11 protein-coding genes are annotated in these 14,734 nt (G+C 64.9%); 7 read left to right on the top strand and 4 right to left on the bottom strand.

From position 1 onward, the window contains the following. Positions 1–144 precede the first annotated feature (144 nt). Complete coding sequence (locus H8A92_RS24955) at positions 145–1,848, bottom strand: IlvD/Edd family dehydratase (protein ID WP_229198221.1); 1,704 nt, start codon at positions 1,846–1,848, stop codon at positions 145–147. 173 nt (positions 1,849–2,021) lie between these two features. Between H8A92_RS24955 and H8A92_RS24950 the strand changes: the two genes are divergently transcribed. Together H8A92_RS24950 and H8A92_RS24945 are read left to right on the top strand one after the other, a co-directional pair. Beyond that, the gene (locus H8A92_RS24950) at positions 2,022–2,714 is read left to right on the top strand and encodes a GntR family transcriptional regulator (RefSeq protein ID WP_229198220.1); all 693 of its coding nucleotides are present in this window, start codon (positions 2,022–2,024) and stop codon (positions 2,712–2,714) included. A 34-nt stretch (positions 2,715–2,748) separates the two neighbouring features. Next, a complete protein-coding gene (locus H8A92_RS24945; RefSeq protein ID WP_229198219.1) occupies positions 2,749–3,321 on the top strand; it encodes an invasion associated locus B family protein in 573 nt (190 codons plus the stop codon). Here H8A92_RS24945 and H8A92_RS24940 read toward each other — a convergent pair whose 3' ends face one another. Next, complete coding sequence (locus H8A92_RS24940) at positions 3,322–4,143, bottom strand: NAD-dependent epimerase/dehydratase family protein (RefSeq protein ID WP_229198218.1); 822 nt, start codon at positions 4,141–4,143, stop codon at positions 3,322–3,324. It abuts the gene before it with no gap. A gap of 113 nt (positions 4,144–4,256) precedes the next feature. Between H8A92_RS24940 and H8A92_RS24935 the strand changes: the two genes are divergently transcribed. After that, positions 4,257–5,219, top strand: a complete 963-nt coding sequence (locus H8A92_RS24935) for an SMP-30/gluconolactonase/LRE family protein (protein ID WP_229198217.1) — start codon at positions 4,257–4,259, stop codon at positions 5,217–5,219. 117 nt (positions 5,220–5,336) lie between these two features. On the opposite strand, the gene H8A92_RS24930 is transcribed toward H8A92_RS24935, so the two are convergent. Together H8A92_RS24930 and H8A92_RS24925 are read right to left on the bottom strand one after the other, a co-directional pair. After that, positions 5,337–6,770 carry an aldehyde dehydrogenase family protein gene (locus tag H8A92_RS24930; protein WP_229198216.1) on the bottom strand — a complete coding sequence of 478 codons (1,434 nt, stop codon included), beginning with the start codon at positions 6,768–6,770 and terminating at the stop codon, positions 5,337–5,339. A gap of 304 nt (positions 6,771–7,074) precedes the next feature. Next, the gene (locus H8A92_RS24925; protein WP_229198215.1) at positions 7,075–9,441 is read right to left on the bottom strand and encodes a transketolase; all 2,367 of its coding nucleotides are present in this window, start codon (positions 9,439–9,441) and stop codon (positions 7,075–7,077) included. 131 nt (positions 9,442–9,572) lie between these two features. Between H8A92_RS24925 and H8A92_RS24920 the strand changes: the two genes are divergently transcribed. The 4 genes from H8A92_RS24920 to H8A92_RS24905 form a co-directional block, all read left to right on the top strand. Then, positions 9,573–10,034, top strand: a complete 462-nt coding sequence (locus H8A92_RS24920; RefSeq protein WP_016841346.1) for an Lrp/AsnC family transcriptional regulator — start codon at positions 9,573–9,575, stop codon at positions 10,032–10,034. Between the two features lie 422 nt (positions 10,035–10,456). Beyond that, positions 10,457–12,337 (top strand): sigma-54-dependent Fis family transcriptional regulator, encoded by a 1,881-nt coding sequence (locus H8A92_RS24915; protein ID WP_229198214.1) that lies wholly within the window; start codon positions 10,457–10,459, stop codon positions 12,335–12,337. Between the two features lie 186 nt (positions 12,338–12,523). Then, positions 12,524–14,323: an NAD(P)/FAD-dependent oxidoreductase gene (locus H8A92_RS24910; RefSeq protein WP_229198213.1), complete on the top strand. Its 1,800-nt coding sequence runs from the start codon at positions 12,524–12,526 to the stop codon at positions 14,321–14,323. Positions 14,324–14,547: 224 nt separating this feature from the next. Beyond that, the coding region (locus tag H8A92_RS24905; protein WP_229198212.1) for a hypothetical protein at positions 14,548–14,734 on the top strand (187 nt) is incomplete at its 3' end.

Genomic DNA, 14,734 nt, shown 5'->3' with positions numbered 1-14,734 from the left:
CCCCCTGTTTTTATTTGACGCGATCATCCCATCAGTTCTGCGGGATTGTCAATAAAACAGAGGTAATCAGCTCGTCGTAGGCATTAACGAGCGCCGCATCGCCAGAATTATCGACAATTCGGCAAATGCGCCGAACTTTGCGCGCTACTTCCCCTTGGCGCGCATGAAGTCGAAATCGCAGCCCTCATCGGCCTGCAGGATCGTCTCGTTGAAGAGATGCGCATAGCCGCGCTTGGCCCAATCGGGCGTGCCGGCGGGGGCGAGCGCCGCGCGTCGCTTCTGCAACTCGGCCTCGTCGACCAGCAGATCGATGCTGCGCTTGGCAACATCGAGCCGGATCATGTCGCCGTTCCGCACCAGGCCGAGCGGACCGCCGACGGCAGACTCCGGCGTGATGTGCAACACGATGGTGCCGAACGCGGTGCCGCTCATCCGCGCATCGGAGATGCGGACCATGTCCTTCACCCCGGTGCGCGCGAGCTTCTTCGGGATCGGCAGGTAACCCGCCTCGGGCATGCCCGGCGCGCCCTTCGGACCGGCATTGCGCAGCACCAGCACGTCGTCGGCGGTCACATCGAGCGCGGGGTCGTCGACCCGCAGTGTCATGTCCTCGACCGACTCGAACACCACGGCGCGGCCGGTGTGCTGCAATAGCTTCGGGCTCGCCGCCGACTGCTTGATCACGGCGCCGCGCGGCGCGAGATTGCCGTGCAGGATCGCCATCGCGCCTTCGGACTTGATCGGGTTCGCCTTGGACCGGATCGCATCCTGTCCCGGCACGTCCTCGGCATTGGCGACGACCTCGCGCAAGGTTTGGCCGGTGATGGTCTTTGCATCGAGGTCGATGAGGTCGCCGAGCTGTGCCATCAGCTTCGGAACGCCGCCGGCATGATGGAAATGCTCCATGTAGTGCTCGCCCGACGGCTTGAGGTCGACCAGCACCGGCACCTCGCGGCCGAGCTTGTCGAACGCATCGAGGTCGATCCTGTGCGGCGAGCGGTTGGCGATGGCGGTGAGATGGATCAGCCCGTTGGTCGAGCCGCCGATCGCCTGCAAGACGACCTGGGCGTTGCGGAACGACGACGGCGTCAGGATCTCGCTCGGCTTCGGCCACTTGGTCTTCGCCATCTCGGCGGCGACGCGGCCGCTGGCCTCCGCGGAGCGGAAGCGTTCGGCATGCGGCGCCGGGATCGTCGCGCTCATCGGCAGCGACAGGCCAAGCGCTTCGGTGATGCAGGCCATGGTCGAAGCCGTGCCCATCACCATGCAGGTGCCGACCGACGGCGCGAGGCGGCCGTTCACCGCCTCGATCTCGGTGTCGTCGATCTCGCCGGCGCGATACTTGCCCCACAGCCGGCGGCAATCGGTGCAGGCGCCGAGCACCTCGCCCTTGTGATGACCGACCACCATCGGCCCGACCGGAATCACCACCGTCGGCAGATCGGCGCTGATCGCGGCCATCAGCTGCGCCGGCAGGGTCTTGTCGCAGCCGCCGATCACGATCACCGCATCCATCGGCTGGGCGCGGATCATCTCCTCGGTATCCATCGCCATCAGATTGCGCAGATACATCGAGGTCGGATGCGCAAAGCTCTCGGCGATGGAGATGGTCGGGAATACGAACGGCATCGCGCCCGACAGCATCACGCCGCGCTTCACCGCCTCGATGATCTGGGGCACATTGCCGTGGCAGGGATTGTAATCGCTGTAGGTGTTGGTGATGCCGACGATCGGGCGATTGAGCGCATCGTCCGAATAGCCCATCGCCTTGATGAAGGCCTTGCGCAGGAACAGCGAGAAGCCGGCGTCACCATAGCTGGTCAGTCCCTTGCGAAGTCCGTCGGCCATTTTCTTCTCGTCCCGTTGATGGTTCGGGCGCACTTAAGGAGCGGCGGGAATTATTGTCAATATGAGATAATCTGGCGACAGAGCGGCGCTGATCTGCGGCAAAATCGCCCCCATTATTGACAATAACCGGCGTGCCGTGCTGACCTCCGGCATCGATCCGAAGCCGCGAGCGCATGAAGGCCCAGCCCACATTGCCCGAACTCCAGGCCCCCTCGCGCGAGGAGGAGCAGGCGGAGGTGATCCGCCGGCTGGAGGAGGACATCATCTTCGGCCGCTTCGAACCTGGCCTGCGGCTGGTCGAGGATACCTTGATGCAGCGCTACGGCGCGAGCCGGCATTTCGTCCGCCAGGCGCTGTTCCAGCTCGAGCGCCAGGGTATCGTGCTGCGCGAGAAGAATGTCGGCGCCACGGTGCGGTTCTATTCGGCCGAGGAGGTGCGGCAGATCTACGAGGTGCGCGAGATGCTGACGCGGCAGGCGGCGCTGATGATCGCTCTACCCGCACCGGAAAGCCTGATCGACCAGTTGAGCGAGCTGCAACGGCAGTACTGCCTCAAGGCCGACGCGCAGGACATGCGCGGCATCCACGAAACCAACGATGCGTTCCACCTCGCGCTGTTCTCTGCCTGCGGCAATCCGTATCTCGTCCGCTCGCTGCAGGACTACATGAACCTGACGCTGCCGATGCGCGCCAAGAATCTCGCCGACAGCGAGGGCCTCGCGCTGTCGCGCCGCCAGCACGAATTGATGATCGAGCTCTTGAAGGGCCGCGACAGCTGGGCGCTCGCGCAGCTCTGCGTCGATCACATGCAGTACAGCAAGGCGGACTACCTCGTCCGCATCTCCAACGACAAAAAGCCGCAATAGCGCGATACGCGGCCCCCTCGTGAAGGAGACCACGATGCGCCATGCGGCTTTGTTGATTGGATCGTTCGCTGCGCAGCTTGCGCTTGCCGGCGTCAGCCAAGCGGCCGATCCCCGCGCCACCGAGCTCAGCTATGAGCCCTGGACCAAGACCTGCCTGACCCAGGCGAGCTGCTTCGTCGCCGCCGCCGCGCGCGGCCAGTGCGCGCCGTCGGGCGGCACCATCAGCATCTCGCCGCAGAGCAGCACGCGCGCCCTGCTCACCGCCAATGTCGGCACGCGGACCATGCTGGAAGGAACGATCAGCCTGCGGATCGACCAGGATGAGCCGATGCAGATCGCCCGGACGCACTGCTACACGCTGGGCTGCGGCGGCACGCTGGAGGCCGATGGCGAGCTGATCGATCGGCTGAAGCACGCGCAAACGATCGTGGTGGAAGCCAAGAACCTGACCGGACAGAAGATCAGCCTCACCTTCCCGCTCAGCCACTTTTCCCAGAGCTATGACGGGCCCGGAAGCGCCCCCAAGGCGACATCCGGGAAAAACGCGAACGAGCCGCAGCGGGAGCACACCGAAGCGGTGAAGCAGCTGCCGCAGTGCGACGACTGATCATTTCTTCCAGTCGATCACCCTCGTGCGGCCACCGTCGAACTCCATGCTGCAGAACGTGCCGCCCTGGTAGTAATCGCCGACGGGATCGGGCGGCAGCTTGGCCTGCTCGGCCATCGCGTGCTCGCGGAAGTCCTCGCCGCGGCCGGTCGGGCGATAGCCGAGATCGTAGGCGCGGTGATTGTCCCACCACGAGCGCTCGTTGTAAGACGCCCCGTACAGCACCTCGAAATGGATATCGGGATGTTCGAGGCCGATGCGGCAGAGCTGCACCAGATCTTCCGGCTTGAGCCAGATCGAGAGCCTGCGGTGATCGAGCGGCGCCTCGCCGAAATTGCCGATCCGGATGCAGGTCACCTTGATGCCGTGCTTGTCCGCATAGAGCGCGCCGACGCCCTCGCCGAACACCTTGCTGACGCCGTAACGACTGTCCGGCCGCGCGGTGACGTCGGTGCCGATCCGATGATGCCGCGGGTAGAAGCCGACCGCATGATTGGAAGAGGCGAAGATCACGCGCTTGACGCCCTGCTTGCGCGCCGCCTCGAAGAGGTTGTAGCAGCCGATGATGTTGGCCTGCAGGATCGCGTCCCACGAACCTTCGACCGAATAGCCGCCGAAATGCAGGATGCCGTCGACGCCCTCGCAGATCGCCTCGACCTCTGCGAGATCGGCCAGATCGGCAGCCTTGAATTTCTCGTTGCTGCCGAGATCGGAGGGCGGCTTGATATCGCTCAGCAGCAGATCCGGATAGATCGGCGGCAGCAGCTTGCGCAGGCTCGTTCCGATTCCACCCGATGCGCCGGTCATCAATATGCGTGGCATGCCGTCCCTCGCCTTTCCTGATTGCTGCGATCGAATTGCGGTCGCAGGCCGACAATGATAGCAAACCATGCGCTCAAGGAAACACCATCGAAACACAACAACGAGAACAGCAAATGTCCGATGTTCATTCCGCCGGCTGGCGTCCCGCGACCTGCTATCCCGATCCCGCGATCCACGCGCTCGATCCGCGCTTCGAGAAATACTGGCTGAAGCTCTCCGCCGTCGAACGCATCGCCACCGGCCTGCGCTGGGCCGAAGGCCCGGTGTGGTTCGGCGACGGCCGCTATCTGTTGTGCAGCGACATCCCGAACCAGCGCATCCTGAAATGGGAAGAAGAGACCGGCGCTGTCAGCATCTTCCGCAAGCCGTCGAACTTCGCCAACGGCAATACCCGCGATCGCCAGGGCCGGCTGATCAGCTGCGAGCATGGCGGCCGCCGCGTGGTCCGCACCGAATATGACGGCTCGATTACGGTGCTGATCGATTCCTTCGGCGGCAAGCGGCTGAACTCGCCGAACGACGTCGTGGTGAAATCCGACGGCGCGATCTGGTTCACCGATCCGATCTTCGGCCTGCTCGGCAATTACGAGGGCTATAAGGCCGATCCGGAGATCGAGCCCAACGTCTACCGGCTCGATCCCGAAACCGGCAGGGCCAGCATCGTCGCCGAGGGCGTGCTCGGCCCGAACGGGCTGTGCTTCTCGCCGGACGAGACAATCCTCTACGTCGTGGAATCCCGCGGCGAGCCGAACCGCAAGATCCTCGCCTACGACGTCTCCGCCGACGGCAGGACGATCTCGAACAAGCGCGTGTTCATCGATGCCGGCCGCGGCACGCCCGACGGCATGCGCTGCGACATCGACGGCAATCTGTGGTGCGGCTGGGGCATGGGCGATCCCGAGCTCGACGGCGTCGTGGTGTTTGCGCCGGACGGCGTCATGATCGGCCGCATCGCGCTGCCGGAGCGCTGCGCGAACCTCTGCTTTGGCGGGCTGAAGCGCAACCGCCTGTTCATGGCGGCAAGCCAGTCGATCTATGCGCTCTACGTCAACACCCAGGGCGCACTCGGCGGTTGATTGTCTTGGTCGTCCCGGCGAAGGCCGGGACGACGCTTAATGTGTAGCTTCCAAAACGTCTGACGCCGGAGCGGTGATCCGCCCCGGCGCCAGAATATTGTCTCTCGTAGCTTGCTCTTACGCGGCGTTGTAGCCGGCGACAGCCTTGGCCTCGAGATATTCTTCCAGACCGTAGCGGCCCCACTCGCGGCCGTTGCCGGACTGCTTGTAGCCGCCGAACGGCGCGCTGCGCTCGTTCGGCACGCCCTGCAGGTTGACGTTGCCGGCGCGGATCTGGCGGCCGACGCGGCGCGCGGTTTCCACGGTGTCGGCGGAGACGTAACCGGCGAGACCATAAGGCGTATCGTTGGCGATCTTCACGGCTTCCGCTTCGTCCTTGGCGCCGAGGATGGTCAGCACCGGTCCGAAGATTTCCTCGCGGGCGATCGTCATGTCGTTGGTGACGTCGGCGAAGATGGTCGGACGGACATAGAAGCCCTTGTTGACGCCCTCGGGCAGGCCCGGACCACCGGCGACGAGCGTTGCACCCTCGTCGATGCCCTTCTGGATCAGCGCCTGGATCTTGTCCCACTGGCCGCGGTTGACCACCGGGCCGATCGTGGTGCCGTCGGCGCGCGGATCGCCGGCCTTGGTCTTGTCGGCGACGCCCTTCGCGATCGCCGCCACTTCCTTCATCTTGGAGAGCGGCACGATCATGCGCGACGGCGCGTTGCAGGACTGGCCCGAGTTGTTGAACATGTGCATCACGCCGCCGGTCACCGCCTTGGCGAGGTCGGCGCCTTCGAGGATCACGTTCGGCGACTTGCCGCCGAGCTCCTGGCTGACGCGCTTCACGGTCGGCGCCGCACGCTTGGCGACGTCGACGCCGGCGCGGGTCGAGCCGGTGAACGAGATCATGTCGATGTCCGGATGCTCGCTCATCGCAGCACCCACCTCCGGGCCGAGGCCGTTGAGCAGGTTGAACACGCCCTTCGGCACGCCGGCTTCATGGAGGATTTCCGCGAAGATCAGCGCCGAGGTCGGGGTGAACTCCGACGGCTTCAGGATCATGGTGCAGCCGGCGGCGAGCGCGGGCGCGACCTTGCAGGCGATCTGGTTGAGCGGCCAGTTCCAGGGGGTGATCATGCCGACGACGCCGACCGGCTCGCGCACGATCACGGCGGTGCCCATGGTCTCCTCGAACTCGTACTTCTTGAGCACTTCGAGGGTGTTCATGAGGTGGCCGAGGCCGGCGCCGGCCTGCAGCTTCTCGGCCATCGGCAGCGGCGCGCCCATCTCGTCGGAGACGGCGGCACCGATTTCCTTCATGCGGCCCTTGTAGACCTCGACGATCTTGGTGAGCAGCGCGATGCGCTCCTCGCGGCTGGTCTGGGAATAGGTCTCGAAGGCGCGCTTGGCGGCGGCGACTGCCTTGTCGACATCGGCCTTGGAGCCGAGCGCAACTTCATACATCGCCTCTTCGGTCGCCGGATTGACGACGGGAGTGGACTTGCCTTTGACGACGGGATCGACCCAGGCGCCGTCGATGTAGAATTGCATGCGATTGACCATCGGAAACCTCTTGTAGGGGGCGTATGGATAAGGGGAACGGAAAGCGTTCGGCAGGCATCCTTGCACGAAAGCAGGGCGAATTGAACCCGCCATATGCGGGGCGCGGCTCGTGCACGCCCACGGCATATAATGTTGCTGCCGCACCGGTGGCAAGGTTGGCTTCGTCGCCCCGGCGAAGGCCGGGGCCCATAACCACCGACCGCAATTGGTAAAGGGTACTGTTAGAACGAGTCGCGCTTACTTACTGCCACTCGTGGTATGGATCCCGGCCTGCGCCGGGATGACGATGGGGAGATATCCCTCGTCACACCGCCATCTTGCGATGCCGCACCGGGGCGCCGACGGAGACGCTTTCCGCCGCATCGATGATGGCATTGGCGTCGATACCGTAGTGGCGGTAGAGGTCGCCGATCGTGCCGGTCTGGCCGAAATGCTCGACACCGAGCGCCTCGAGGCGGTGGCCACGCACGCTGCCGAGCCAGCCGAGCGAGGCCGGATGGCCGTCGATCACGGTCACAATGCCGCAGTCGCGGCCGAGCGGCGCCAGCATGCGCTCGATATGACTCAAATGCTGCGCGCCGCGGCGGTCGCGGCGTAAATTCCGCGCCGCGGACCATCCCGCATAGAGCCGGTCGGCGGAGGTTACCGCCAGGAGACCGACATCGCGGTGGCTCTCGCCGATCAAACCGACCGCCTCGATCGCCTCCGGCGCAACCGTCCCGGTATAGGCGATGACGACGTCGCAATTCGGGCCCGGTTTGCGCATCCAGTACGCGCCATCAGTGATGTCGCGCTGAAGGTCCGGCGTCATGATCCGTTGCGGCTGCTCCAGCGTTCGGGTCGAGAGTCGCAAGTAAACCGAACCACCCTCGGCGCCCTCGCGCTGCATGTGGCCAAAGCCCCAGCCCATGATCACGGCAAGTTCATCAACGAAGGCCGGATCGAACGAGGCGAGCCCGTCCTGTCCGATCCCGATCAGCGGCGTCTTGATCGACTGATGCGCGCCGCCTTCCGGCGCCAGCGAAATGCCCGACGGCGTCGCCGCCACCATGAAGCGGGCATCCTGGTAGCAGGCATAGTTCAACGCATCGAGGCCGCGCTCGATGAAGGGATCGTACAGCGTGCCGACCGGCAGCAGCCGCGCGCCGTTGATCTGCTGCGACAGGCCGAGCGCCGAGAGCATGATGAACAGATTCATCTCGGCGATGCCGAGCTCGAGGTGCTGTCCCTTCGGCGAATACTCCCAGGTGTAGGCCGACGGGATCTTCTCCTGCCGGAACAAATCGTGGTTCTCCGCCTTGGCGAACAGGCCACGGCGATTGACCCAGGCGCCGAGATTGGTCGACACGGTGACGTCGGGCGAAACGGTGACGATGCGCGACGCGAGTTCGCTGTCGCCGCGCGCCAGTTCGTGCAGCACGAGACCGAAGCCCTGCTGCGTCGACATCTGCGCGGAGGCCTTGAACGCCAACCGCTCCGGCACCTCGATTTCCGGCGCCGAGAGACGGCGGCGTCCCTCGCGGTTGAACGGCGCCTCCGCCAGGAAAGCCTCGAGCTTCGCGGGCTGCTGCGACAGGCCCTCGAACTTGTCCCACTCGTGGCCGGTGCGGATGTTCTGGCTCGCGCGCCACTTCTCCATCTGCGCGACGGTCATCAGGCCGGCATGGTTGTCCTTGTGGCCCTGCATCGGCAGGCCGACGCCCTTGATGGTGTAGGCGATGAAGCAGACCGGACGATCATGGTCGATCGCTTCGAAGGCTTCGATCATGCTCGCCATGTCGTGGCCGCCGAGATTCGACATCAGCGCCAGCAACTCGTCGTCGCTGCGGCGGTCGATCAGCGCCGACACGTCACCCTGGTCTCCGATGTCGTCGCGCAGATGCTTGCGGAATGCAGCACCGCCCTGAAAGCAGAGCGCCGCGTACATCTGGTTCGGGCAATTGTCGATCCAGCGCTTCAACGCTTCGCCGCCGGGCTCGGCAAATGCCTCGAGCATCAGCTTGCCGTACTTCACGATCACCACGTCCCAGCCGAAATTGCGGAACATGGTCTCGAACTTGGCCCACAATCCCTCGCGCACCACGGCGTCGAGCGACTGCCTGTTGTAATCGACCACCCACCAGGTGTTGCGCAGGCCGTGCTTCCAGCCCTCCAGCAGCGCCTCGAAGATGTTGCCCTCGTCCATCTCGGCGTCGCCGACCAGCGCGATCATGCGGCCCTCGGGCCGCTCGCTCATCCAGCCATGCGCCTTGACGTAGTCCTGCACCAGCGAAGCGAACAGCGTCTGCGCAACGCCAAGGCCGACCGAGCCGGTGGAGAAGTCGACGTCGTCGGTATCCTTGGTGCGCGAGGGATAGGACTGCGCGCCCTTGTAGCCGCGGAAATTCTCCAGCTTGTCGCGAGTCTGATGGCCGAACAGATACTGGATCGCGTGGAACACCGGGCTCGCATGCGGCTTCACCGCGACGCGGTCCTGCGGGCGCAGCACCGAGAAATACAGCGCCGACATGATGTTGGCGAGCGAGGCCGACGAGGCCTGGTGACCGCCGACCTTCAACCCGTCGCTGGAGGGCCTGACATGGTTGGCGTGATGGATGGTCCACGACGACAGCCACAGCACCTTGCGGGCCAAGGCTGTGAGCATGTCGAGGCGTTCAGGCGCGATTCCCATGGCAATGCTCCCAGGCGATATCCCCGATGTTACTGCCGGCCGCGCCGCCGAAAATCTCAATTCCACGCGACAGCACAGGAAAAATTGGGATAAATTCCCACGATCCGACCGCAACTGACGAGTTCATCCCAATGCCCGCCCTCGATGCCATCGACCGCAAGATCCTGAGCCTGCTCCAGACCGACAGCCGCATGACCATGCAGGAGCTCGCCGACAAGGTCGGATTGTCGGTGTCGCCCTGCCACCGCCGGGTCAAGCTGCTCGAGGAGCGCGGCGTGATCTCCCGCTACATCGCAACCGTCGACCAGAAATCGATCGGGCTGCACGTCTCGGTCTTCATCTCGATCAAGCTGGCGCGGCAGAAGGAGGAAGACCTCAACCGCTTCGCGCGCGCGATCTCGAAATGGGACGAGGTGCTCGAATGCTATCTGATGACCGGCAACCGCGACTATCTGCTGCGCGTCGTCGCCGCCGACCTCTCCTCCTATGAAGCGTTCCTGAAGAACAAGCTGACCCGGCTCGACGGCATCGCGTCGATCGAGTCGAGTTTTGCGCTGAGCCAGGTGAAGTATTCGACGGCGCTGCCGGTGTGATGGGTGTTGGGTTGGTGACTCCAGCCTCGCCAGCACTCCAATGTCGTCCTGGCGAAAGCCAGGACAACCGCAGCGGATGGCTCTCGATTCAAGATATCAACAACGCGGTGTCATCACCCGCGAAAGCGGGTGATCCAGTATTCCAGAGGCAGTAGTGCTTGAGCCGAGAGGTCGCGGCGTACTGGATCGCCCGGTCGAGCCGGGCGATGACAGCTGTTATGAGGATGCAGTTTCGCGCGCTTTTGTCATCAAGCCCCGCCAAGTCAAGCCTCGAATTGCGTCGATTTGCTTGGCGCGTCATCCCGGGCGATATTAGACTTGCTGCCATGGGACACTCGAAAGATCCCGCCACAACGCACGGCCACAGCCTCCATACCACCCCGGCGTGACGGGCGGAGGGCGACCGGCCGGGAGGAAACCGGATGATCTCGGCCCGCTCGCATGTCGAGGAGATTGCGCATGTTGCCCTCGGCAAGGGCAGCCTGCGCGACGCGCCCGTGGTCCAGTCCTGGCTCCGCTGTCTCAACGATTATCGCCTCGATCCGGCTCAGGCGCAGGAAGCCTACATCGTGCCTGCGACCCAATTGAAGGAACATCGCGAGCAGTCAGACGAGTTGATCAGGATCGGCCGCTCGGCGGTCGAGGGCCTGTTCCGCCACGTCATGGACCAGCACTACGTGCTTCTGCTTTCCGACGCCCGCGGCGTCACGGTCGATTTCATGGGCGACCCGACATTCGACAATCAGCTGCGCCGCGCAGGCCTCTATCTCGGCTCGGAGTGGTCCGAGAACCGCGCCGGCACCTGCGCCGTCGGCGCCTGCATCGTCTCCGGCGATCCGGTCATCATCCATCAGGACGATCATTTCGACAGCAGCCATATCGGCCTGACCTGCACGGCAGCGCCGATCTTCGACACGCTCGGCGACCTGACCGCCGTGCTCGACATTTCGCAATTGCGCTCGCCGACGGTCAAGGCGAGCCAGCACCTGGCGCTGCATCTCGTCACCACCACGGCCCGGCGGATCGAGCTCGCCAACCTGATGGCACGGACGCGGCACGACTGGATCCTGAGGATTTCCCGTTCGCCGGATTTTCTGGACGTCGATCCCGAGGCGGCGATAGCCATCGACGCGAACGGGCGCATCTCCGGTCTCACGCATGGCGGCTTCCGCGCGCTCGCCCGCATGTTCGAGCCCCAGCCGGGCGCCGCACGCGGCGTGATCGGAACGCCGATCTCGCAACTGTTCGACATCGACGTCGATGATCTGCCGCGATTCACGCGCAGCCGGGCCGACCGGGAGCGCGTGATCCGGACCCGTTCCGGCGTGATGCTGTTCGCCGGCGCGATCGCGCCGGTCACACGCACGCGCGGCCTGCCCGCCGCCGATCGCATCCCGCGCCCGTTGCGTGAATTGAGCTTTGGCGATGCGGCCATGGAAGCGGTGCAATTGCGCGCCTCCAAGCTCGCGCCGCGGGACGTGCCGATCCTGATCCAGGGCGAGACCGGCGCCGGCAAGGAATTCCTCGCCCGCGCCATTCACGACATCCGCCCCAATCCCGGACGCTTCGTCGCGGTGAATTGCGCCGCCATCCCCGAGGCGCTGATCGAGTCCGAACTGTTCGGCTATGCGAGCGGCGCATTCACCGGTGCCGCACCGCGCGGCAAGATCGGCCTGATCGAGGCCGCCGACGGCGGCACCCTGTTCCTCGACGAGATCGGCGACATGCCGATCGGATTGCAGGCGCGGCTGCTTCGCGTGCTGTCCGAGGGCGAGATCACTCCTGTCGGCGCGCATCGGCCGAAGCCGGTCAGCTTCCGCCTGATCTCGGCCTCGCACCATCGCCTCGATCAGCTCGTCGCCGATGGCCGCTTCCGTCGCGACCTGTTCTTCCGTCTCAATGCTGCGACGCTGATGTTGCCGGCATTGCGCGAACGACAGGACCTCGACGGGCTCGTCGATCATCTGCTGGCCCGGATCGGCGCCGACGAGGGCCGCGCCATCCGGCTCTCGCACACCGCGCGGATGGCGCTGCGCCGCCACCCCTGGCCGGGCAATTTGCGCGAGCTCGCCAACACGCTCCGTGTCGCGGCAGCGCTCGCGGATGGATCGGAGATCACACCGGACGATTTGCCGGAGACGTTGCGCAATCCCGCCGAGCCCGCGGCGCCTGCCTCATCGGCAAGCGACGATCTCGCCGCCGAGCTCGCCGCCTGTGGCGGCAATGTCTCCGAGCTTGCCCGCCGGCTCGGTGTCGACCGATCGACCATCCATCGCCGCCTCCGCCGCCTGAAGCGCAGCTGACGCACCTGTGGCAGGTGTGGCGCCACAGCTGTGGCGCCGCCACGCTGCGCGGCACCCCGACGCTTCCGTAAAGCCTTGATTTCATGTGAGCTGCATGCCCGGCACCCCTGGCATGCCGCTTGCGCTCCCTTGGCCGAACGCCGCGATCGCAGATCGCTTGCGTCAATCACCAAAAGGAGGAAATGCATGCTGGACACCACTGCGAACGCCAAGGCGGAAGTTCTGCTCAGCCGGTTCGGCAAGACGCTCGAAGACGGCGATATCGACGCCGCCGTCGCGCTGTTTGCGACCGACTGCTACTGGCGCGACCTCATCACCTTCACCTGGAACATCAAGACGGTCGAGGGCCGCGACGGGGTTCGCGATCTGCTCACCCACACCCTCAAGACGGCCAAGCCGCGCCATTGGCGCGTCGCGGAAGGTGAGACCGCCGGCGAAGCCGACGGCATCCTGGAGACCTGGATCAGCTTCGAGACCGACGTCGCGCGCGGATACGGCCTGGTCCGCTTCCGCGACGGCCTGATCTGGACGTTGTTGACCACGATGGCCGAGCTGAAGGGACATGAGGAAAAGTCCGGCTTCACCCGGCCGCTCGGCGCCAAGCATGGCGTCAATGCCGGCGCCAAGAGCTGGAAGGAGGAGCGTGAGGAGGAAGCCCGTTCCCTCGGCTACACGACGCAACCCTATGTGGTGGTCATCGGCGGCGGCCAGGGCGGCATCGCGCTCGGCGCGCGGCTGCGCCAGCTCAACGTACCGACCATCATCATCGAGAAGAACGACCGGCCCGGCGACAGCTGGCGCAAGCGCTACAAGTCGCTCTGCCTGCACGATCCCGTCTGGTACGACCACCTGCCCTATATCGACTTCCCGAAGAACTGGCCGGTGTTCTCGCCGAAGGACAAGATCGGCGACTGGCTCGAGTTCTACACCAAGGTAATGGAGCTGAACTACTGGACAAGGACGACCGCGAAGCGCGCTTCCTTCGACGAGGCGACCAAGGAGTGGAATGTCGTCGTCGACCGCGACGGCGAGGAGATCGTGCTGAAGCCGAAGCAGCTGGTGTTTGCGACCGGCATGTCCGGCAAGCCGAACATCCCGAAGTTCAAGGGAATGGACCAGTTCAAGGGCGAGCAGCACCATTCCTCGCAGCACCCGGGGCCGGACGGCTACAAGGGCAAGAAGGTCGTCGTCATCGGATCCAACAACTCGGCGCACGACATCTGCGCCGCGCTCTACGAGAACGGCATCGACGTCACCATGGTGCAGCGCTCCTCGACCCACATCGTCCGGTCCGCGCCGCTGATGGAGGTCGGCCTCGGCGATCTCTATTCGGAGCGCGCGGTGAAGGCCGGCGTGACGACGGCGAAGGCGGACCTGATCTTCGCCTCGCTGCCGTACCGGATTCTTCATACCTTCCAGAAGCCGGTCTACGACAAGATCCGCGAAATGGATGCCGATTTCTACGCAGCGCTCGAGAAGGCCGGGTTCAAGCTCGACTTCGGGACCGATGATTCCGGCCTGTTCATGAAGTATCTGCGGCGCGGATCGGGCTACTACATCGACATCGGCGCCTCGCAGCTGATCATCGACGGCAAGATCAAGCTCGCCGGCGGCCAGGTCGAGGAGATCACGGCAAGCGGCGTGAAGCTCGACAATGGACGCGAGGTGCCCGCCGACGTGATCGTCTACGCGACCGGCTACGGCTCGATGAACGGCTGGGTCGCCGACCTCATCAACCAGTCGACTGCCGACAAGGTCGGCAAGGTCTGGGGCCTCGGCTCGGATACGCCGAAGGATCCCGGCCCCTGGGAGGGCGAGCAGCGCAACATGTGGAAGCCGACGCAGCAGGAAGCGATGTGGTTCCACGGCGGCAATCTGCACCAGTCGCGCCACTACTCGCACTATCTGGCGCTGCAGCTGAAGGCACGCCTGGAGGGCATCCCAACACCGGTCTACGGACTGCAACAGACCCATCACAAGGGCTGAGGCAGGCTACCCCGCCTGGTCTTCCGCTCCCGGACCAGGCGGGATTTTTCGGAGATTGAATATGCGGTGGCGAAGCCTCCCCGTGGCGTCGCGATCCCCTGGAGGGCGCGAACATCCTGTCCCTGGCTCTTGCGGTGCAACTCAATCCACAATCGTCGCTGGAACCGGCGGCGGCGCGCGACGTTGATGTCAGGCATCGCTGAGTATCCGAAGGGTGAGGACATATGCCGAGGGCTGCCCGCAACAAGCACACTGTCCTGGCGTTCGTCGCGATCCTCGCAGTCGCGGCATCGACAGCGCTGTTTGCAGGGAGCGCCGATGCCGCCCGCGGTGGTGGTGGCGGCGGCCATGGCGGTGGCGGTCATGGCGGCGGAGGCTTCCATGGTGGCGGTGGTGGATTTCACGGCGGTG

It is taken from the genome of Bradyrhizobium acaciae (assembly GCF_020889785.1).
Classification (GTDB): Bacteria; Pseudomonadota; Alphaproteobacteria; order Rhizobiales; family Xanthobacteraceae; genus Bradyrhizobium; species Bradyrhizobium acaciae.
This window is presented reverse-complemented; position numbering and strand designations above follow the sequence as displayed.